Genomic DNA, 20,397 nt, shown 5'->3' with positions numbered 1-20,397 from the left:
CAATTGCGGAAGGTTTTTCTCATATAATCGCTTTAATTCCTTCTAACACTAATCCAATCATAAATCCGCAAACCGCCCCGTTCACTCGGATCCACTGCAAATCTTTACCGACATTATTTTCAATCATTTCGATCAACGTTTTATCATCTAACTTATCAAGGTTTTCTTGTACAAGCTTACCAATTTTCGAATGGTTCTTCTCAACAAGACTTACAACTTGTTTTTGTAACCAATCTTCTATTTTTTGAACTGTCTGTTCATCTTCTTTTATTTTATTCATTTGTTTTTGTAAAAATGGAATAACATATTTATCAGCAAATTCTTCATTATTTACAAAAGCAACTGCTCTTTGTTGTACTTGCTCTAGCATCTCTTTTATTTTGTCAGTAGCATCCCAATTCGCAATCCACTTTTCTTTCCAATTTTCTAATTCCTTTAATAAGGCTTCATTTTCTTTTACATTGATAATTTCTTGACGAATCTTCGCTAATATAAGTTGTCTTGTGCTATTATCAGCCTCTTGTAGGCTGTTAATATTACTAATGATAAACTTCTGCAAAATGCCGCCAATTTTATCTTCATCTACAATATTCATAAATGATTTCAAAGTAAACTGCAAGAATCCATCTACTTTTATATTTTCCATCGCCTTCATACCTAAGCTACCGAGCTGGTAACGAGCTTCATCTTGCGCTGTCCAATCTTTTACCTTCACTAATATGTAATCAAGTGTCTTCTCATCATATTCTTGCACAACTAATTGATCAACAAGCACTTGTAAAATGTTATTTGTATTAATTGTATGTAAATACGTCTTTAATTCTTTTTCAATAATAACCGCTAATTTTTCTGTATCGATTGAAACAATCGCCTTCTCAGCAATCGTTACAATCCCCTTTTTCACAGCATCAGACTGCATTTCTCTCTCAGCAATTTGTAGCACCATTTGTGCTAGCTGCATTTCTTTTACTTTATTCGTAATACTTTCTTTCGTTAGCCATTCATTTTCTAACGTATTGATGAGCCCTTTCGTTACTCGTTTACGGTTTTTAGGTAACAAAGCTGTATGCGGAATTGGAATTCCCATCGGGTGACGGAATAATGCTGTAACTGCGAACCAATCTGCAAGCCCGCCAACTAACCCAGCTTCAAATCCCCCTTGTATAATCTCTCCAGCTATCGTTCCTTGAAAAGGGATAGAAGCCGCAAAGCCTATCCCCATAACCCCAAGCGAAATACCCGCTATATATTTAGTCTGTAATGACATCGTATACACATCCTCTTATTATGTAAAATAAAGCTTTTTTGTTGTATTTATTCAATATTAGTTATCCTTTATATATACTATAAAGAACTATTGTGAAAATAACAAAGATTTTTATGTACATGAAAAAATGAGGCTACAACTAGCCTCATTTTTCTTATACCGTTAACTCCAAACCTTTCCTATAATATTCATTCATTACATCTTTTGGAACCATACTTCCACCCGTTCCCCACACAATATGAGTACCTTTTTTCACCTTCTCTGTTAACTGTTGCTTTTGTAAATACTCATCTTCTTTACATACTTTCACTGGCCCAATCATACCTGCTAGTGCAGAAGGCTCTAAATAAATATTCTCCGTATCAGCTAGTTTTTTTAACAATCTATATAACTCTTCATCACTTACTGTGTAATTTCCACTCAAAAATGGTTCCATCGTTTTACCGACAAATCCAGACGGTCTTCCTACCGCTAGTCCGTCCGCGTCTGTTACATTATCAATCCCGATATCTTGAACAGCAATTTTATCATGAAGGCCTGTCATTAAACCGAGTAACATACAAGGAGAATGTGTTGGCTCTGCAAAGAAACAATGAACGTTGTCTTTATACAATAACTTTAAACCAAATGCGACGCCGCCAGGTCCGCCTCCTACTCCGCACGGAAGGTAAACGAATAAAGGATGCTCTTCATCTACTACAATCTCTAACTCTTCTAATTGCTTTTGTAATCGTGATGCTGCTACTGCGTATCCTAAAAATAAATCATGTGAGTTTTCATCGTCTACAAAATAACAGCTAGGATCGGCATCTGCTTGCTGACGCCCCTCTTCTACTGCTTTACTATAATCAGCTTCATACTCAATAACGTTTACACCTTTACTTCTTAATAAATCTTTCTTCCATTCTTTTGCGTCTGCTGACATATGAACCGTTACGTTAAAACCTAGTTTGGCACTCATAATCCCAATGCTTAGCCCTAAATTTCCTGTTGAACCGACCGCAATTGAATATTTGGCAAAAAACTCTCTACATGTATCACTATCCAAAATGGAATAATCATCTTCTTCTGTTAACATACCATGTTGCAAAGCTAATTGTTCAGCATATTTTAACACTTCATAAATGCCACCCCTAGCTTTAATTGATCCTGATATCGGAAGATGACTATCACATTTTAATAATAATTCTCCTAAAATAGGTTGCTTGTAATTTGTCTCTAAAGCTTCTTTCATAGAAGATATTTTCACTAAAGGTGATTCGATTATGCCATTCGTCCCTTTCGTTTCAGGAAAAACTTTCGCAATATATGGTGCAAAACGCTTTAATCTCTCTTCCGCATCTTTTACATTCTCTTCATTAAGTGGTGAATCTTTTATTGCCCTTTCATACTTTTCTATGTTTGGATTTATCCAAAATACTTCTTCTGTTGCAATAAGTTTATTCACTAATGGGTATTCTGCTTGTAATGCCCCTATTTCTTTCATTTTGTTTCCTCCTTATATCCTTGTAGCTCACCATATAATAAATTATAATTAAATTAATTTTAATATAGTTTAACACAAATCGTTAACTTTAGTTAATTTTAATTTAATTTATTTAAATATAATTTAATAACCCTTAAGGAGATTTTCATTATGGAAAATATAGATATTGGTAAAAAAATTGAAAAACAAAGAAAAGAAAAAGGTTTAACTAGTAAAGAACTAGCAAAGATGGCCGATATTACACCATCTATGTTAAGTCAAATTGAGCGTGGGTCTGCTAACCCTTCTATTCAAACATTAAAAGTGCTTGCTAAAGCTCTTGATGTGCCAACATTTAGCTTTTTACTTGAAGATACAAATACAGACGATTTAATTGTACGTTCCCATAAACGAAAGAAAATGATTATTGATAATTTATCATATGAAATGCTTTCACCTGATTTCACTGGAAATTTAGCAACAGCAATTATGACCGTCCCGCCTAATACAGCTTCATCAGAAAATGTGCTAGAACATAAAGGAGAAGAATTAGCATTTGTCTTAGATGGGAAAATCACATTATATTTAAATGAGGAAGAATACGTATTAGAAACTGGCGACAGTGTAAAGATACCTGCTTATTTAAAGCATAAATGGGTGAATAATTTTGAAAAAAATGCCATTGTTTTGTTTTCTGTTACTCCGCCGATTTTTTAATGTATCAATAAAAACAGGATGATTCTTATAAAATGCGGATTATCCTGTTTTTATTAAATAAGAAAGTGAAATTTTTGTTAAAAACTTAACAGTTGGACCCAATCCGAACAATCCTCCTAAAAACATTTTTACAAGTGAAGCTATCCCTCCCATTGATGCTAACGTATCATGAGTCAGATTCATCCCACCACTACCAGAGGCACTTGTAATATTCACATAAAAATAAGAAATACGTAAAAATTAATTATTTTTTCAGAATTTTGTTGAAAAATATGGTAAAATTACTCTTATACTTCTTCTATTTTGCTATTATAGAAATAATTAAATTAGGATACTTTTATCGGATGGGGGAATATATAATGAGTGTGTTATTAAAAGGGCATGAACAGATTGTCAACGAATTAAACATTTTATATCAAGTAATGGTAGCGGAGCAATTAATTGAAGCGAAACAATTAAAAGAAAAAATAGAGAAACAGATTAATAAAATTGAAGCTGATCAAAATCTATCGCTTTACTACTCCCTACTAAACTTTAAATATAAGGTCCTAACCGATTGGACAAACATTAAGTATGATACTTTTAGTCAAATTGTTCGTTTAGACAATCCAATAACTGAAGACTTTATTACTTATTATTATCACTTTTTTAAAGCTGAACATGCTACCATTATTGGAAATTATGATGAAGCAAAAAAAGAATACGAAAAAGCTGAATCCCTTTTAAAACATGTACCAGGCGAACTAGAAGAAGCTGAATATAAATATAGATTTGCTATATTTAATCACCATACAAACAAACCACTTACAGCAATCAATTATGCAAATCAAGCGAAAGAGATTTTCTCAAAATATCCACGTTATGAAATTAAAATAGCTCTATGCGAAAACATTTTAGGCTCATGTTCTGTTTATTTAAAACAATTCGAACAAGCCGAAGAGAACTATAATTCAGCAATCAATATTTTACAAAAGCTGAAAGACGATACACTAATCTTAAAAGTTCGAAATAACTTAGGTTGGCTCTACTCTTCTCAAAATCTATCAACCCTTGCTATTAGACATCTTACAATAGTTACAAACAAATTACCTAAACACCTAAAAGCCAATTTTCTACAAGCCAAAGAACATTTTAGTTTAAATGAAAAAGAACTTGCAAACGATTGGGTTCAAAAAGGCTTAGAAATTTGTAATGAATTAAATAATCAAGAATATAAACACCATTTCACTATCTTAAAAACACAACACACTGGTATTCTAGACGACTTAGAAAACGCAATCATTGCAGGCACTACATATTTTAACAGTAAAGAATTATACGATTATGCACAAGAATATTACGAATTATTAGCAGTAGAATTTCATAAAGTGAATAAAATAGAGAAATCTCAAAAATATTTTTTCAAAACTTACGAAGCAAAACAAAAATTATTAACTAAGGAGGCACTAAGATAATGAAAAAGATTAGTTTAGCTATTTTAACCTTTACATGCATACTTGCTTTTGGCTTTAATAATTTCACTGAAAATCAACAAGCAAAACAACTTCCAAAATGGGATACAGATAAACAAGAAACACATGCAGACCTATAGAAACCTAAAAACCCCTAATAAAGGGGTTTTTAGGTTTCTACAATATAATAATACGCTTATAAAAGATAGCCATACACAGATACTCTCTGTACATGGCTATCTTTTATTTTTTCGGCACCAACAAAATCCCTAAACTAATAATACAAGAGCTCATTATTTGCTGTGCTGATAGACCAAACAGAACCGAATTTTGTTCACTAACAAGCGAAATAATGATTTGAGCAAAACCCTCAATAATTAGAAAAACACTTATATTCTTTCCATTTCCGAGCCTTTCATTTTTCATCCATAACAAGCCCATTATACAAAGAGCAAGGATGATCTCGTATACGAATATAGGGTGATATAAAAGTTTAGATTCATATATTTTCATTCCCCATGGTAGTGTCGTTGGTGCACCTACTTCATGATGTAATAGAAAATAAAAGATAGTGCACACACACAATCCAAAAGGGAGTACATCAAGTAAAATACGAAGCGAAAATTGTTCCTTTTTACTTTTCCAAACAATGTATACACTAGCAATTACGCATCCTACTACAATATGTTGCATACTTCCAATAGCTAATATTGCTTGCACTGGCGCCCCAAAAGCCCATACAGGATTTAAAATTGCTGGTGCAAACTTCCATACAAATACGATGATAAGAAACGCATTTGTTACGGCATCCATCATTTTTTCATATGATGCATTTTGATGCCTCATCTTTCGTTTCATCAACATAAATCCAAATAGACTTCCAATTATAAGAGATACGGGTTGTAATCTCACGATCCACTCCATCATCACGAAATCCCCTTTTAGCTCTCAATCAATTTCTTAAATTTCTTTTCTAATTGATCTGGTGGTAATACACCTCGTACATGATCTACTATAATTCCATCTTTATTAACAAAAAATGTCGTCGGTAAAGAGAATACTTTATAATCTAGTCCAGCTACTCCGTCCATATCTAGTAGAACCGGAAACTCAAATCCATAGCGATTAGCAAATGCGCTTGCTTCTTGTACTGGGTCACTAACAGTTGCATTCACCGCAAAAATTTCAACATCCTTTTTATATTTATCATACATATGAACTAAGTCAGGTGCCTCCATTTCACACGGCCCACACCATGATGCCCAAAAATTAATAATATATGGTTTTCCCTTGGCATCATTTAACGACTGCAACTTTCCGTCCAATCCTTTTAATGTGATGCCAGGTGCTTTAAAACCTACTTGTGGTAATACTTCTTTCTCTTGTAACTCTGCTTGTTTCGCTTTTCTTTCCTTTTCTTCTTTCTTTGAATTATAAAAGTTAACCCCCGCCCAAACGAGAGCACCTACTAGTATAATAGCAATTAGTTTCTTCACTTTTCTTCCTCCTCATTTTTAAAAACCTGTAAATCCACCAAATAGACGAATAAAGAATGCTGTCATTTTCGTCATTTGATTTGTATACAATAAAATACCTGTAATATATGATAAATAAGATATATATAGCGATAAAAAGTATAATGATATAAATGACAACACCTCTATCCACACTACATATGGTAGTGTTTATTCTTAAAAAAAGAGGCTATATGCACTCTCCGACAATAAGTACAATTGACACACAGAATAACCCTACTGTTACATATACCGAGTTCGTATGTAACGGAATAGTAAGCTTAGCAACCTTTTCATTTAACACTTGCTCGATTCGTAAATTTATTGCTGTTTTTGCAAATGAAGCTGTAACACATCGATTTTCCATTGTCTTTATTTTAATTAATTTTAATAACGCGCTACCTAACTCAAATGAAGATTCCATTTTTTTCATCGCATATTTATCTGCTGCTAACTCTTGATACGTATGATATCGTTGTAACAATTCTTTTAATATCGGGATGTACATCATTCCTTCTGCTAATAACGTAAAACAAAATAATTTTAGCGGATCCCAATTATTTTGATGATATTCTTCATGGAAAATAATCGCATCAATCTCTTCATCTGAAAACGTCTGAAGCAAACCTTCCGACATGACAACTTTCGGACGGAATAATCCAATTGTAAACGCTGCAACTTCCGCAGTCGGCAGTATATATATTTGTTTCCCTTTTCTAATAAATGGGATAAGTACTTTTTGTACTTTTTTACTATAGAAAAATTGCCGCCAAATTCTTTTACAAACAATCAATACAGTAATTAATAATAACCCCGCTATTATAATACGAACCATTGATAGTTCTTTCATATGTTTTTCTAACTGAAACAAGCAAAACTTTGAAAGGAAGAATGCCTTATTTTGAAAGAGAAATGGATATGTAACATAATACAATAACAAGCTGAAAAAGAGGGTACTAACAATGAGCGCTAACAATACGATTTTACGCATTTGCCCTTTCATTTCATCGATCCTCTTTTTTTAACTGATTCAATTTGTCTTCTAATTTTTTTATTAAATTCGGATCAGCCTGCTCTAACTCATCTATCATATGTGTTATAACTAAATCTCCAAATTCCCCCACTAATTCCTGTGTCATTTTCTTCGTTTGATTGGATAAGAATTCTTCTTTCGTTTGTATAGCACGATATATGCCACTTCTTTTCACAGTCTGTTTTTCTAAGTGTAATTTCTCTACTAACCTGTTCATAACTGTCATAACAGTATTAAAATTCACAGGCGATTCTTCACTTAATTTCCGCTGGACTTCTTTAATAGTAATACCTTCAGTAGACCAAATAATCTCCATAATCTTCGCTTCAAGCGGTCCAAAGAAATGATTTAATCCTTGCTCATTTAACCTATAGTTTTGCGTAAACATCGTATGACTCCTTTCACACTACGAATTGTAGTACAAATTAAATGAGAGGTCAAACGCAAGTAATACAAACTAAAATTCACTACCTATAAATACGTACCTCATTCTATTCATTATAAGCCTAACTTATCTCCAAATGTATCAAAGAGATACTGCTCTAATATTTGTACACTAAACTTCTCATTACGCCCAAGGGCAAATAATTCCCGATCCTTCGCTACGATAGTATCTAACGGAATAACTACATTATCCACTATTTTTGTAATTTCAATTATATTACTTTTTACATTTACTTCTGTTTTAAATTCAACGTTTTCTAACACTATATGTGAACGTCTTCCTGATGCAAAAAAAGTAAAATTAGGATTTTTAACAACGCCAATTTCAGTCTCTAACGCATATAAATAGTGAAAAATTACATCTCTATGTCCATCTTTTATTATTTTTTCATCCTTCTCATCGTCTAAGTATTCTTTCAGCTTCGTTGTAAATTCAAATCGAAAATCCACTTTTTTCACGCTCCTTCTTTGTATTTCATATTAAATAAATATATTGAAATAATTTTACCATATTGTAATACAACTTCCTATTAAAAGTAAAAACTGTTTTAGAAAATCGCTATTATTTCCGATACCCTTTTAAAATATAAGTATAAATTCAATATGAATGAATGCTTCATTACATCTATTTAAACATATTTTTTCCATTTTTTGAAACATTAGTATGAAATATTATATATCAATGAATGGTTTCTAATTCATTGGTATATATAGTCAGTAGTTTCTTTACTATCCCGATATACTTAAACTACATTTTCTACTTATTCATTACATATAGAGAAGGAATGTAACTCTCTTCTATCGAATTTTTATATAACAAAAATAATTAGGTGGTGCTTTACTATGAAATTAGCTGTCATTGGTGGCGGTGATTTACAAGATTCAAATCACTTGCCTATTAATGAACGCCTTATAGAATTAACAAATAAACAGTATCCAAAAGTATTGTTTATTCCAACGGCTAGTCATGATGATGAAAGCTATATAAAATTATTTTTAGACACGTTTGAAAAACAATTACATTGTGAAGTACAAATTTTACGCATTACAACAGATTCACCTTCTAAGTATGAAATAGACGAGATGATTCATTCAGCCGATTTAATTTATCTAGGTGGCGGAAACTATATTCACATGCTTACGCAATGGAAAGAACATAGACTTGATGAAAAATTATTATTGGCTCTGCAACAAGGGACACTTATTGCTGGCTATAGCGCTGGTGCTATGTGTTGGTTCACGTCTAGTATCCGATCAGATTATGAAGGTTCTGGTTATATAGAGAGTAATGGATGGGGGATTGTTAATAAAAGATTTTGTCCACATTATAATCAATTAAACAGAATGAACGCCTTCCATTCCTTTTTACAAAATCATCAAGGGAATATAGAAGGAATTGCACTGGAGGATAATTGCGCTTTATATATTACAGAGGAATCCTTTGAGATTATCGGTGAATCGGAAAAAGCATGGGAGTTTTATATGAGTGATAAAACACTCATTAGACAACATTTTGATATAACTTTAAAAAGCTATTTGTAAACCTGCACTTAAGAAAAAATGTCCCTAAGTCTAATAACTTAGGGACATTTTTTCTATTTAACTAACTAATCGTGTAATTCGTTTCTTTTGCCATGAAAGCTTATAATATGCATACTGCAATATTAAGCTGACAATAAATGCTGCTGGATACCCGATCCAGATACCTTCTATTCCAAGACTTGTATGGTAAGAAAGATAATATGCTACGGGTACTTCTACAAGCCAAATTGAAACAACTCCAATAACAGTTGGCCAAAGTACTGTACCGCTCGCTCGCATTGTCGCACTAATAATTTGTGCATGACCGAAAATTAAATAACTCCATAACGTAATCATAACTAAGCTATGAGCAATTTCAATTGTAGTTTGACTCGTTAAAAATAGTGATAAAATGTCTCTTGAGAATAAATAAATAAGAGATATTAACACACCACCGATGACGTAGTTCATAATAATTCCGGCCTTCACAACTTTCTGCAATCGATCAAATTGATTCGCCCCAATTGATTGTGCTGCAAAAATAGAAACTGTAATACCAAGGCTAACTGCTGGCATTTGTACATAACTTGCAACTTGATTCACAACGCCGTAAGCAGCTGTTGCATCCGAACCGTAACGATTTACAAATGCGATTACGGCAATCTCAGATAATGAAACTAATATCATATTTATACTTGCCGGTATACCGAGCCTTAGCAATAGCTTTAATAACTCCCCATCCATTCGAAGGTATTTTCTAACCGTTCCATCTAGTTGTAATGGGTGATTTTTCTTCTTTAAATACACAAGCATGACAATAAACGTAATAACTGTAGATATAACAGATGAATAGGCTGCTCCATACACATCTAATTTCGGAGCTCCTAACCATCCAAAAATAAGAACTGGTAATAAAATCATATTTAGTACTGTACTTACAATTAAAAAGTAAAATGGCGTTTTAGAATCTCCTGTACCTCTCATAAATGTTGTATATGCGAAATATAAAAATAATACTGGCATCGATATAAATAAAATCCGTGCATAATGTACACTTATTTCAATAATATTTTCTGGCGTTCCCATTAGACGCATAATATCCATCGCAAAAATACTTCCTATTATCGCCAACACAACTCCAATAATAAAGGTAAATGTCAGCGTCGTACCAACGATAGCTTTTAAACGATCTTCGTTTTTAGCACCAAACGCCTGACCAATTAAAATAGAGCTTCCTGAACCGATACCAATTACAAATGAAACGAGCAAGAAAAATAATGGGAAGAATGCTGATATAGCCGCTAAATCATTAACTCCAAGCCATCTTCCTACTACTACCATACCAAATAATTGTCCAACTGATTGTAGTACATTACTTAATAATAACGGTACTAAAAACATCGACATCGATTTCCAAATCGGTTTACTCTCACTTTCCAACTTATGTGACTCCGCACCTTCTTTATTGTTATCTGCAGGTGGTTTCAAATTTCATTTCTCCTTTTATTAAACATCTATTTTCAATCTCTATCTCTTTGTATAGTTGTTATAATACTGTGCTTCTATTCATTTTCTTTTCATATGATTATAACTTCACCCAATATTGACTTCCATCGGCTGTTCGATCTAAAAATCCATATTCAATTAAATATCTTCTTAAAGTTACGAAATCAGAGTATACATTTTCTATCACTGTATTTACTTCTTTTTCAGTATACTTTTTATTACTATCAAACTTCTTCACTAAATGACGCAATATAATTAATTTACGCTTTTGTTTCTTCGGAAATTTGGAGAGAGGTCCATCTAATCCTTCTGTAAAGTGAGCTTTTAATATTTCATTATTTTCTTCTTCCGTAATATTGTATCGTTCATCCACCATCGTTGCTGTTCTATGAATTGGTACAAATTTCGTTTGTAGTTTTGATTTTTCTTCTGATAATTCCATTAGCGCTAAAAATACTTTTGCTTGCTTCATTTTCTCTCGCAGTGTAAATCGATGATTACGAATTGTTGATGTACTTCCGCCATCCAACTCTTTTACAATTTCTTTATCATTCAGTCCCATATAGAAAAACTGAACCATTTTCTTTTGTAAATCTGTTAATCCAGTAAATTTCTTATCCATATTTAGCAAATAATCAAACATAGACGTATGCTCATTTTGAATATGCAATTGGACGAACTTCTCTGCTTCATACAAAACTTGATTATCTTGATAAATAACACCTTTAATAAATGTTTCACCACAAGCTAAGCATATGTACCCCTCTTTTTCTTCATCAAACACATACCCTTTCTTTAATTCCTCTATTGACGCATCCCAAAACTTCTCTGAAATATCGCTCATACTAAACACTCCTTCAAAATGTTTATTTAAAAACCAAACAAATCACTATATCGTTTATTATCACTTCATCATCTTATCACAACACAAACAAACATTTCAACGTTTCGTTTGCCCATTTTATAAACTTTTATAAAAACATCTATCAAAAGGGGTTAATACAACGAAAAGCGAATATGTTTATGCAAATTCATTTTATAGGATGTGAAATAGAACATGAATATTCTTCAAGACCCTTGGTTTACCGTTAAGCAAATTGCACAGAACCCATATGCGATTAGTGAATATGGAACCGGTATTCACTCATTCCAAAACTTCAGTATTCAATTTTAACTACAAAAAAGATGTTTCCGTATAAGAAAACACCTTTTACTTTTTATCCCGCTATTTACCGGGCAGTAAGCCTCCCACTAATTAACGTTTCACTTTATATATTCTATTTACAGTCTCTACTAAAACCTTACTTGCTTGTACAAATGTATGCTTTCGATTTCTATCTTCAACAAATTTATTAGCACAACTACTCATAATCATCATACAACTAATTATGACTAACGCTATCTTTCTATTCTTGTAAGTCACTTTATGCCACTCCACTATTACAAAACTTCTTTTGAATTTATCCCATCAAGAAATTTTACATGAATAATAAAACGTGTGAATATGCAATTCTGCATATTCACACGTTTTATCACAATGTTATGATTTAATTTAGTTACAGAACAAGTATACCGAGGTGACTAACTTGAAATTTAAAGCGAAAAAAAATCCATTCCACGTCATTTTCATTACATTATTTATAATTATTTTTTTCGTTTCGTTATTCTTTCAAAATGAAAATTCTATTTTTTTCACTCTCATGATGCTGCTAAATATCGTGAATCTTTCTTCATTCTATTTCTCTCACTACAACGTAACGGAATCATCTCTTGTTGTAAAACACGGTTTCATACTTCGTACTGAAATCCCATTTAAAGACATTCGCCATATTAAGCACTCTGGCAAAAAACTTCGTTCAAAAAAATGGACTAGGCAACAATTAGAAATACATTACAATTTATTTGACTCAGTGACCTCTTTCGTACCACTAGAAGAAGAAAAATTCATTTCACTCTTAAAAGAGAACTGCCCACAGATGAAAGTAATGAATACGCCTGCTAACAAATAATATATTTTGAAGCTTGCATTATTGCAAGTAGATGAAACTTAAAAATGAACATCAAAAAAGCCAAGATTCTATACTCAGAACCCTGGCTTTTTCTATTACTCTTTTGGAGCAATCATTTTCTTTGGATCTACAATTTCATCAAATTGCTCTTCTGTTAGTAGCCCAGATTGCAATGCTGCTTCTTTTAAAGTTAATCCTTCTTTATGAGCATGCTTCGCAATTTTCGCTGCATTTTCATATCCGATATGTGGGTTTAGCGCTGTTACAAGCATTAGTGAGCGATTCACATTTTCATTAATTACTTCTTCATCTGCTTCAATACCAACTGCACAATTGTCATTAAACGAAACAATTGCATCCGCTAATAAGTGAGCTGATTGTAAGAAGTTATAAGCAATAACAGGTTTAAATACATTTAACTCAAAGTTACCTTGGCTCGCAGCAAATCCGATTGTTGCATCATTCCCCATTACTTGCGCTACAACCATCGTTAACGCTTCACTTTGCGTTGGATTTACTTTACCTGGCATAATAGAGCTTCCCGGTTCATTTGCTGGAATAATAATTTCTCCAAGACCACTACGTGGACCACTTGCAAGCCAACGTACATCGTTAGCGATCTTCATTAGATCCGCAGCTAATGCTTTTAATGCACCGTGAGTATATACAACTTCATCATGGCTCGTTAATGCATGGAACTTATTTGGTGCAGAAACAAATTGTTTACCTGTAAATTGACTAATTTCCTCTGATACCATCTCACCAAATTTAGGATGAGCATTAATACCTGTTCCAACCGCAGTTCCACCAATTGCTAACTCTTTCATATATGTATTGCTCTCTGCAATCATACGCTCTGTTTTTTCAAGCATACGGTGCCATCCGCTAATTTCTTGCCCTAAAGTTAACGGCGTTGCATCTTGTAAATGTGTACGACCAATTTTTATAATATGTTCAAATGCAGTTACTTTTTCTGCTAAAGTTTCTTTTAATTTCGTAATCGCTGGTAATACGCGATTTTCTACTGCGATTACACAAGCTACATGAAGCGCCGTTGGAAATGTATCATTTGAACTTTGTGACATGTTCACATCATCATTCGGATGAATATGTACGTCAGATCCCTTCTCTTTCAAAATTTGATTCCCACGATTTGCAATTACTTCATTCACATTCATATTTGACTGTGTACCACTACCTGTTTGCCATACGACAAGCGGAAAATGTTCATTCCATTTCCCTGCAATCACTTCGTCAGCAGCTTCTACAATTGCTTCTGCTTTTTCTTCTGATAGCTTTCCTAATTTTTGATTGCTAAGCGCTGCACTCTTCTTTAAAATTGCAAATGCTTTTACAATTTCAAGCGGCATTTGCTCTGTTCCAATTGGAAAGTTTTCTTTACTACGTTGTGTTTGTGCTGCCCATAATTTATCAGCTGGAACTTTTATTTCTCCTAATGTATCTCTTTCAATTCTGTACTCCATGTTTTCATCCCCTTGAAAATATAATACCTACATCTCTTATAATAACAGACTTCCTCTTAAATGATAAGAATTCTCACTCTTAAATATAGATATTCTATATTTATTTAAAAAAATTCCTCTTGACCTAAACTTAAGTTTAGGCTGTATCCTTTCCATTGTAACCTACTATAACATTACTGGAGGAATTCAATATGAAAAAATATGCTTTTATAACAGGTGCGAATAAAGGAATTGGATATGAACTTGTTCGTCAATTAGCAGAAAAAGATTATCACGTATTTTTAGGTGCTCGTAATGAACAACTTGGACAACAAGCCGTAGAATCTTTAAATGTTTCAAACGTTTCCTATATTCAAGTAGATATTTCAAATTCACAATCCATTCAAGAAGCAACAAAGAAAATTTACGAAACGACTGATCACTTACATTTATTAATTAATAATGCAGGCATAGCGCTAGACTTCAATATGCTACCTAGTGAATTAAATATTGAAACTTTACGCCAAGGATTTGAAGTTAATTTTTTTGGAACTTTCCAAATGATGCAAGCCTTTTTACCATTATTAAAGAATTCAAGCAACAGTAAAATAATAAATGTAACAACTGATATGGCCTCACTAACAATGTTTTCTAATGGTGAAACACATCCAATTAATACACTAGGATATAATTCTTCAAAAACAGCTATTAATGCTTTAACATTAGCTTTTAGTAAAGAATTTGCTACTAACGGTCCAGAAGTATTTGGGGTAACTCCTGGTTTTACAACTACGGATCTTAATGGAAATTCCCCCGGTGGCCATACAACCACTGAAAGTGCTAAAATTATTATTAAATATGCATTAAGTGAAACAAACTATAATGGCAAAATACTAAATAAAGATGGCATTATACCTTGGTAATAAAAGGATGAATGATATGTATTATACAATTGGACAAGTCGCCAAGATGCAACACTTAACAATTTCTCAAATACGTTATTACGATAAACAAGGACTGTTCCCTTTTCTGCAAAGAAACGAAAAAGGAGATCGAGTTTTTGATGAAGAAGCACTGAAATATTTAGAGATGATTTTGTGTTTAAAAAACACTGGTATGCCAATTCAAAAAATAAAACAATTTATCGACTGGTCTATGGAAGGAGAATCTACCATCCTTCAAAGGTTAGAATTAATGAAACAACAGGAGACCAATGTCTTACAGCTCATTCAAGACACTGAAAAAAACTTAAAAAAGATACAACAAAAAATTGCTAAATATGAGAATGAAATAACTTCAGCAAATGCTATTAAAAAATAAAAAAATCACCTTCTACATATTGTAGAAGGTGATTTTTATTTTATGATGCTTGCTTTCCTTTATCTGCATCATCCACATACCAGATGAATTTGCCTGTATATCCGTAAATAACTGCTAAAATTAACGATACGAAGCTTAACCACATAAACGGAACGTATGAGAACGTTGCTACACCTAAAATACCAGCCATAAAAATACCATTATCAGACCATGGAACCATACCTGAAGTTAACGTTCCACCTACTTCTGAGTTACGCGCTAATACACGACGGTCTATTTTTAATTTATCATAGCTATCTTCCATAATTTTTGGTGTTAAAATTAGTGATACATACATCGCACAACCAAATATATTAGCTAAGAATGCCACGATTAATGTAGACAATGTTACATTACCTGCAGAATTTAATTTCTTCTCAAATTTTGATACGATTACTTTTAAAACACCTAGTTTTTCAAGTAATCCACCAAATCCTAAACCGAAAATAATAACGGCTACTGAGCCAAGCATGCCGTTAATTCCACCACGGTTTAATAACTTGTCAACAAACTCAACACCAGATTGAATTGAGAATCCGTTATAAGCTGTTCCAATCGCCTCTCCAAAGTTCATCCCTTGGAAAAGGGTTGCCCAAATTGCACCAATTAAAGCTCCCATTGCAATTGTTGGCATAGACGGTTTCTTCATCGCTAATAGAACGATAACAATGACCGCCGGAACAAGCATCCATATTTTAATATCAAATTGCTTTAATAAAGCTTCTTTTAAAAATTCTACTCGATTCAAATCTACATTATCGCCGCCATACATCCAACCAGCTACAGTAAACATAATACTAGTAATAATATAAGCTGGAACATCTAATACGAGCATAGCTCGAACGTGAGCAATAACATCTACTTTCGCCATAGAAGCTGCAAGAACTGTGCTATCAGAAAGTGGTGATAATTTGTCGCCGAAATAAGCTCCTGAAAGAACTGCACCAGCAACAAGCGGAAGTGGTAAACCAAGGCCTTCACCAATCGCCATCATAGCAATACCTGCTGTTCCCACTGTTCCCCAAGACGTTCCTGTTGCGATAGAAGTTATAGAACAAATAATTAATGTTGCTAATAGGAATATGCTAGGGTGAATAAATTCTAATCCATAATAGATTAATGTTGGTACTACCCCACCAGCAATCCATGTTCCAATTAAAGCACCTACTGCAACTAAAATCAGTATCGCTTCTAATCCGTTAGAAATCCCTTTCGTAATTGCATCTTGCAATTCTTGATAACGAAATCCTAATCTTAATCCAAGCGCAATTACTAAAAACCATGAAATAAATAGCGCTAATTGAATTGGGAGATCAAAAATCGTTTGGAAGGAAAAGACAACAGCAAGAAATAGTAATAAAAGAACTATGATTTCTAGCATCGATGGTAATCTTACACTTTTCATTTTTTTCTCTCCTTACAAGTCGATAACATGACGTATGTCGTCTTACATGTATGTAATATACAATTAGCGAAGACAAAACAAAATTTTCATATTATTTCGATTTATTTTTCCAGTATAATATATTCACAACCCTTTCTATTGTAAAAGTAGATTACGTTTTTCGCAATGAAAAATATAAAAAATGTTGTATTTTTATTTATCCCGATATTTTCGGCCAATAAGACCCCCGTCTCAAAATTCAGTAAGTGCAAAGCACTTAGGTAAGAAATTAACTACTGTAAAATTCCGAATTGATATGAACGTATTAAAGCTTCACTTTATTTACAAAGAAAAATCCCATACTAACTTTTTTAATATTTGCTGCAATAAAACTTTTTACAACTATCTTCACTTTTTAATTCACACTATTATTTTCCACACAAAAATAGGACACACATCATTAAAATGATGCATGCCCTATCTTTATTTATACATATTTTGTATTTCTTCTTTATTTTTAAGTATTTCCTCAAACTTATCACTACAACCCTTCGGAAATAACACTCCCAGTCCATATGAATGCGCAAATTGAAAATGAGGGTACTTCGCTTTTACCTCATCCCAAAACTTATATACGCCGAAATCACTACTTCTAACTTCAATATCATGAAATAATACAATACCGTTTTTCGCGACTTTCGGTAGCCATGTATTATAATCGTGAGAAACAGCTTCATACGTATGATAGCCATCAATATGCAAAAGATTTATCGTTTCATCTTGAAACCGGTCTACAGCATCATCAAAAGTAGATCGAATTAAATTTCCTATATTAAGGTAGTTATCGCTCACTACTTTTTCTACTATTTGAAAAACCCCTTCTCCATATGGACCTGTATGCCCATCTCCAGCCCAAGTATCTACTGCAAAGCATTTAGTCGATAACCCTCCATCTTTTACTCCCTGACAAAAACTAAAAAAGGAAGCTCCTAAATGTGTACCTAACTCAACTAAAGTTTCTGGTTTTTCAAATCGTACTAAGTCATATGCAAAATCTAAATGTCCACTCCACGCAGATTGTGACCGAATAATAGGACTAAATGTTTCAAATTCAAATGATGGTTTATGAGTAACCCAGTTCATCGCATAACTCCTTCTGCACATATTTTTAACAAACCAAATTACTCTTATCTTTATTTTTTTATCGCCTTGATTATGATTCTATTTCATGAAAATATGAAGAATTTATTCTTTTCTATTGAGGTAAAGCATCATATACATATGGGTCAGTTGGCTTATTAATTTTCTCGATTTTGTTTACTTTTACAAGTGGAAAAACTGTTCCTTTATATGTCGTTTCATCTAATAATCCTGTTATTTTCACCCATGTTTCTTCTGGAATTTTTTCAATATTTTTCCCGGTAACAATCATCCCCCAGACTGATGCATCCGCAATACAACAAGTTATGCCATATCGAGCCACTACTGCTTTATTACCCGTCACATCTTTATCCTTATATATAAACCCTAAGAATGTAATTTCTTTCCCTTTAAACCAATTAACATTTTGACCAATTACATTCATTGTTTGAACATAATCCTTATCCTTTACTTGTAGTTTACGCTGTCCTAACATACTTTTTACTACTTGCTCTTCCGTTTTATAAGTCGTTGCTAAATTTGATGTTTCTTCTGAATCAACTAATACTTCTCGCTCATCAAACTTAACCTGTTTCCCCTCTTTTTCGTTTCTTTCCAGACTTCTCGCCTGTACACTTTGATTCATACCCCTTTTTCCTGCTAAACTTCCATCAATTGTTACACTTCCAAAGAGAAAAGCACTAACTATCGGAACAACAAATAAAACATATACAAAGAAACTTTTTATCCCTGATTTTGATGTTGTATGATGTTTACAACAATTATAATCATGCTGTTTTTCTCTTCCATCCCCCCAAACTTGTACAATACCAAAAATTAAAATTACTACAAAAGCTATATACGTAAATTTGATCATTTTTGGAGCGATAAAATTATAAATATTCCCTGTTACAAGTAGTTTAAATAAGAGCATTGCTAAACCAATTAAAATAATGCCACGAATATAGCGATGATATGCCTTCTGCTCCTCTTTCTCCATTCTTTCTCACCTCCTATAACATTATGATTTGCACGATGGTATACACAGATACAATGACAATTCCCATCAAAAAGAATACAAATCTCTTTTGAAAATACGCAAATAGCATTAACGTATTTTTCATATCAAGCATAGGCCCAAACACAAGAAATGCGAGAAGTGCCTTTATCGAGAAAACATGTCCAAAAGACGCAGCTATAAAAGCATCGGCTGCAGAGCAAATTGATAAAACATAACCAAACCCCATCATAATAACGGGAGCAATTACTTCGTTATGTGCTACTGCATCCAGTACATTCCGATCAAAAAACGTTTGAAATACACTTGCTAAAAAAGCACCAATCAATAAATACTTACCAGTATCAAAAAACTCATCTACAGTGTGATTCATAACATCTTTCCAACTCTTTTTTTTGCTTGTTTGAACTGAAACCTCTACGTCTTTTAAAACATTTCTTTCGCGATAGCAATAATACACAATTAGACCTATGAATAGAGCAACTAGAATTGTTATCCCAAAGCGTGCATATACAACGTAATCATTTTTTTGAAACGCATATACAGTAGATAAAAAAACGACTGGATTCATAATGGGTGCACTCAGTAAAATAACAATGCCTACATGAAGTGGTAACCCCTTTTGAATGAGCCTTCTTACAATTGGTATAATGACACATTCACACATTGGAAAAAGAACTCCCACAAATACTGCTGGAATCATTGCAACAATTGGAGATTTCGGCATTACTTTTTGAATCATATCTTCCGTCACAAACACTTGAATAAATGAAGAAACAATTACCCCTAATAAAATAAAAGGTATTGCTTCAAAAATGATACTTAAAAATACCGTATTCACATTCAGCCATTCCTGCGGTATATTTTTGTGCAAATTTACTAGACTTGTAAAATCTACAAAAAATAATAAAAAGAGAAACATAGCGATAAGAGCTATGCCTACTAATTCTTTTGAAACTCTATTAAAGACCAAGCTTCTCGCCTCCATTTTATTTATATGTAAACATGTGCTTGTCCAAATCCTTCATACTACAGCACAAATTTTATAGTCTATTTCTATTCTTAAATCGTAATCATTATGATTTATTATTGATTTTTCTTTTCCT

The 20,397-nt window shown here is 32.8% G+C and carries 23 protein-coding genes; 7 read left to right on the top strand and 16 right to left on the bottom strand.

What is annotated here, in order from left to right:
• Positions 1-19: 19 nt before the first annotated feature.
• Together NST86_RS08865 and NST86_RS08860 are read right to left on the bottom strand one after the other, a co-directional pair.
• The gene (locus NST86_RS08865; RefSeq protein WP_086423776.1) at positions 20-1,267 is read right to left on the bottom strand and encodes a DUF445 domain-containing protein; all 1,248 of its coding nucleotides are present in this window, start codon (positions 1,265-1,267) and stop codon (positions 20-22) included.
• A gap of 154 nt (positions 1,268-1,421) precedes the next feature.
• Entirely contained in the window at positions 1,422-2,753 is a 1,332-nt protein-coding gene (locus NST86_RS08860) for a D-serine ammonia-lyase (protein WP_086423775.1), read from the bottom strand.
• A 150-nt stretch (positions 2,754-2,903) separates the two neighbouring features.
• Between NST86_RS08860 and NST86_RS08855 the strand changes: the two genes are divergently transcribed.
• Positions 2,904-3,449, top strand: a complete 546-nt coding sequence (locus tag NST86_RS08855; protein WP_086423774.1) for a helix-turn-helix domain-containing protein — start codon at positions 2,904-2,906, stop codon at positions 3,447-3,449.
• Between the two features lie 39 nt (positions 3,450-3,488).
• On the opposite strand, the gene NST86_RS08850 is transcribed toward NST86_RS08855, so the two are convergent.
• Entirely contained in the window at positions 3,489-3,665 is a 177-nt protein-coding gene (locus NST86_RS08850; RefSeq protein WP_001999537.1) for a hypothetical protein, read from the bottom strand.
• 143 nt (positions 3,666-3,808) lie between these two features.
• On the opposite strand from NST86_RS08850, the gene NST86_RS08845 reads away from it, so the two are divergent.
• Together NST86_RS08845 and NST86_RS08840 are read left to right on the top strand one after the other, a co-directional pair.
• Positions 3,809-4,903: a response regulator aspartate phosphatase gene (locus tag NST86_RS08845; RefSeq protein WP_168409312.1), complete on the top strand. Its 1,095-nt coding sequence runs from the start codon at positions 3,809-3,811 to the stop codon at positions 4,901-4,903.
• Positions 4,903-5,040: a hypothetical protein gene (locus NST86_RS08840; protein ID WP_000724010.1), complete on the top strand. Its 138-nt coding sequence runs from the start codon at positions 4,903-4,905 to the stop codon at positions 5,038-5,040. The genes NST86_RS08845 and NST86_RS08840 overlap by 1 nt, the downstream gene beginning before the upstream one ends.
• 103 nt (positions 5,041-5,143) lie before the next feature.
• On the opposite strand, the gene NST86_RS08835 is transcribed toward NST86_RS08840, so the two are convergent.
• From NST86_RS08835 to NST86_RS08815, 5 genes are all read right to left on the bottom strand, one after another.
• Positions 5,144-5,824 carry a prolipoprotein diacylglyceryl transferase family protein gene (locus NST86_RS08835; protein ID WP_140159077.1) on the bottom strand — a complete coding sequence of 227 codons (681 nt, stop codon included), beginning with the start codon at positions 5,822-5,824 and terminating at the stop codon, positions 5,144-5,146.
• A 17-nt stretch (positions 5,825-5,841) separates the two neighbouring features.
• Complete coding sequence (locus NST86_RS08830; RefSeq protein WP_000733185.1) at positions 5,842-6,396, bottom strand: TlpA family protein disulfide reductase; 555 nt, start codon at positions 6,394-6,396, stop codon at positions 5,842-5,844.
• A 208-nt stretch (positions 6,397-6,604) separates the two neighbouring features.
• Entirely contained in the window at positions 6,605-7,417 is an 813-nt protein-coding gene (locus tag NST86_RS08825) for a M56 family metallopeptidase (protein WP_016117547.1), read from the bottom strand.
• A 1-nt stretch (position 7,418) separates the two neighbouring features.
• On the bottom strand, positions 7,419-7,835 hold the full coding sequence (locus NST86_RS08820; protein WP_016117546.1) for a BlaI/MecI/CopY family transcriptional regulator: 417 nt from the start codon (positions 7,833-7,835) through the stop codon (positions 7,419-7,421).
• Between the two features lie 110 nt (positions 7,836-7,945).
• A complete protein-coding gene (locus NST86_RS08815) occupies positions 7,946-8,341 on the bottom strand; it encodes a DUF3942 family protein (RefSeq protein WP_000347526.1) in 396 nt (131 codons plus the stop codon).
• Positions 8,342-8,734: 393 nt separating this feature from the next.
• Between NST86_RS08815 and NST86_RS08810 the strand changes: the two genes are divergently transcribed.
• Complete coding sequence (locus NST86_RS08810; RefSeq protein ID WP_016117545.1) at positions 8,735-9,433, top strand: peptidase E; 699 nt, start codon at positions 8,735-8,737, stop codon at positions 9,431-9,433.
• A 57-nt stretch (positions 9,434-9,490) separates the two neighbouring features.
• Here the strand turns inward: NST86_RS08810 and NST86_RS08805 are convergent, their stop codons facing one another.
• The 3 genes from NST86_RS08805 to NST86_RS08795 form a co-directional block, all read right to left on the bottom strand.
• Complete coding sequence (locus NST86_RS08805) at positions 9,491-10,900, bottom strand: MATE family efflux transporter (protein ID WP_086423771.1); 1,410 nt, start codon at positions 10,898-10,900, stop codon at positions 9,491-9,493.
• Positions 10,901-10,997: 97 nt separating this feature from the next.
• On the bottom strand, positions 10,998-11,762 hold the full coding sequence (locus NST86_RS08800; RefSeq protein WP_086423770.1) for a DUF2087 domain-containing protein: 765 nt from the start codon (positions 11,760-11,762) through the stop codon (positions 10,998-11,000).
• Between the two features lie 411 nt (positions 11,763-12,173).
• The gene (locus tag NST86_RS08795) at positions 12,174-12,341 is read right to left on the bottom strand and encodes a hypothetical protein (RefSeq protein ID WP_000221433.1); all 168 of its coding nucleotides are present in this window, start codon (positions 12,339-12,341) and stop codon (positions 12,174-12,176) included.
• A gap of 163 nt (positions 12,342-12,504) precedes the next feature.
• Here NST86_RS08795 and NST86_RS08790 point away from each other — a divergent pair, with 163 nt between their 5' ends.
• Positions 12,505-12,927: a PH domain-containing protein gene (locus tag NST86_RS08790; RefSeq protein ID WP_044796727.1), complete on the top strand. Its 423-nt coding sequence runs from the start codon at positions 12,505-12,507 to the stop codon at positions 12,925-12,927.
• A 95-nt stretch (positions 12,928-13,022) separates the two neighbouring features.
• Here the strand turns inward: NST86_RS08790 and fumC are convergent, their stop codons facing one another.
• Entirely contained in the window at positions 13,023-14,411 is a 1,389-nt protein-coding gene (gene fumC / locus NST86_RS08785) for a class II fumarate hydratase (RefSeq protein WP_061664437.1), read from the bottom strand.
• A gap of 191 nt (positions 14,412-14,602) precedes the next feature.
• Between fumC and NST86_RS08780 the strand changes: the two genes are divergently transcribed.
• Both NST86_RS08780 and NST86_RS08775 read left to right on the top strand, forming a co-directional pair.
• Positions 14,603-15,313, top strand: coding sequence for an SDR family NAD(P)-dependent oxidoreductase (locus NST86_RS08780; RefSeq protein ID WP_016117541.1), 711 nt, complete (start codon positions 14,603-14,605; stop codon positions 15,311-15,313).
• A 16-nt stretch (positions 15,314-15,329) separates the two neighbouring features.
• The gene (locus NST86_RS08775) at positions 15,330-15,710 is read left to right on the top strand and encodes a MerR family transcriptional regulator (RefSeq protein WP_000291861.1); all 381 of its coding nucleotides are present in this window, start codon (positions 15,330-15,332) and stop codon (positions 15,708-15,710) included.
• Between the two features lie 40 nt (positions 15,711-15,750).
• On the opposite strand, the gene nhaC is transcribed toward NST86_RS08775, so the two are convergent.
• From nhaC to NST86_RS08755, 4 genes are all read right to left on the bottom strand, one after another.
• Positions 15,751-17,154, bottom strand: a complete 1,404-nt coding sequence (nhaC, locus tag NST86_RS08770; RefSeq protein ID WP_000843992.1) for a Na+/H+ antiporter NhaC — start codon at positions 17,152-17,154, stop codon at positions 15,751-15,753.
• Positions 17,155-17,616: 462 nt separating this feature from the next.
• Positions 17,617-18,276 (bottom strand): class I SAM-dependent methyltransferase, encoded by a 660-nt coding sequence (locus NST86_RS08765; RefSeq protein WP_001104673.1) that lies wholly within the window; start codon positions 18,274-18,276, stop codon positions 17,617-17,619.
• A 112-nt stretch (positions 18,277-18,388) separates the two neighbouring features.
• Complete coding sequence (locus tag NST86_RS08760) at positions 18,389-19,273, bottom strand: TIGR03943 family putative permease subunit (protein WP_000409938.1); 885 nt, start codon at positions 19,271-19,273, stop codon at positions 18,389-18,391.
• A gap of 13 nt (positions 19,274-19,286) precedes the next feature.
• Entirely contained in the window at positions 19,287-20,279 is a 993-nt protein-coding gene (locus NST86_RS08755) for a permease (protein ID WP_170968601.1), read from the bottom strand.
• Between the last annotated feature and the right edge of the window lie 118 nt (positions 20,280-20,397).

Source organism: Bacillus sp. FSL L8-0199 (assembly GCF_038005705.1).
Taxonomy (GTDB): domain Bacteria; phylum Bacillota; class Bacilli; order Bacillales; family Bacillaceae_G; genus Bacillus_A; species Bacillus_A cereus.
This window is presented reverse-complemented; position numbering and strand designations above follow the sequence as displayed.

What these genes read in the sequence shown, in the direction of transcription:
- NST86_RS08800 (WP_086423770.1), bottom strand. Translation starts at nt 11,762, where the DNA reads ATGAGCGATATTTCAGAGAAGTTTTGGGATGCGTCAATAGAGGAATTA.
- NST86_RS08825 (WP_016117547.1), bottom strand. Translation starts at nt 7,417, where the DNA reads ATGAAAGGGCAAATGCGTAAAATCGTATTGTTAGCGCTCATTGTTAGT.
- NST86_RS08810 (WP_016117545.1), top strand. Translation starts at nt 8,735, where the DNA reads ATGAAATTAGCTGTCATTGGTGGCGGTGATTTACAAGATTCAAATCAC.
- nhaC (WP_000843992.1), bottom strand. Translation starts at nt 17,154, where the DNA reads ATGAAAAGTGTAAGATTACCATCGATGCTAGAAATCATAGTTCTTTTA.
- NST86_RS08775 (WP_000291861.1), top strand. Translation starts at nt 15,330, where the DNA reads ATGTATTATACAATTGGACAAGTCGCCAAGATGCAACACTTAACAATT.
- NST86_RS08845 (WP_168409312.1), top strand. Translation starts at nt 3,809, where the DNA reads ATGAGTGTGTTATTAAAAGGGCATGAACAGATTGTCAACGAATTAAAC.
- NST86_RS08820 (WP_016117546.1), bottom strand. Translation starts at nt 7,835, where the DNA reads ATGTTTACGCAAAACTATAGGTTAAATGAGCAAGGATTAAATCATTTC.
- NST86_RS08855 (WP_086423774.1), top strand. Translation starts at nt 2,904, where the DNA reads ATGGAAAATATAGATATTGGTAAAAAAATTGAAAAACAAAGAAAAGAA.
- NST86_RS08755 (WP_170968601.1), bottom strand. Translation starts at nt 20,279, where the DNA reads ATGGAGGCGAGAAGCTTGGTCTTTAATAGAGTTTCAAAAGAATTAGTA.
- NST86_RS08840 (WP_000724010.1), top strand. Translation starts at nt 4,903, where the DNA reads ATGAAAAAGATTAGTTTAGCTATTTTAACCTTTACATGCATACTTGCT.
- fumC (WP_061664437.1), bottom strand. Translation starts at nt 14,411, where the DNA reads ATGGAGTACAGAATTGAAAGAGATACATTAGGAGAAATAAAAGTTCCA.
- NST86_RS08780 (WP_016117541.1), top strand. Translation starts at nt 14,603, where the DNA reads ATGAAAAAATATGCTTTTATAACAGGTGCGAATAAAGGAATTGGATAT.
- NST86_RS08760 (WP_000409938.1), bottom strand. Translation starts at nt 19,273, where the DNA reads ATGGAGAAAGAGGAGCAGAAGGCATATCATCGCTATATTCGTGGCATT.
- NST86_RS08860 (WP_086423775.1), bottom strand. Translation starts at nt 2,753, where the DNA reads ATGAAAGAAATAGGGGCATTACAAGCAGAATACCCATTAGTGAATAAA.
- NST86_RS08765 (WP_001104673.1), bottom strand. Translation starts at nt 18,276, where the DNA reads ATGAACTGGGTTACTCATAAACCATCATTTGAATTTGAAACATTTAGT.
- NST86_RS08865 (WP_086423776.1), bottom strand. Translation starts at nt 1,267, where the DNA reads ATGTCATTACAGACTAAATATATAGCGGGTATTTCGCTTGGGGTTATG.
- NST86_RS08835 (WP_140159077.1), bottom strand. Translation starts at nt 5,824, where the DNA reads ATGGAGTGGATCGTGAGATTACAACCCGTATCTCTTATAATTGGAAGT.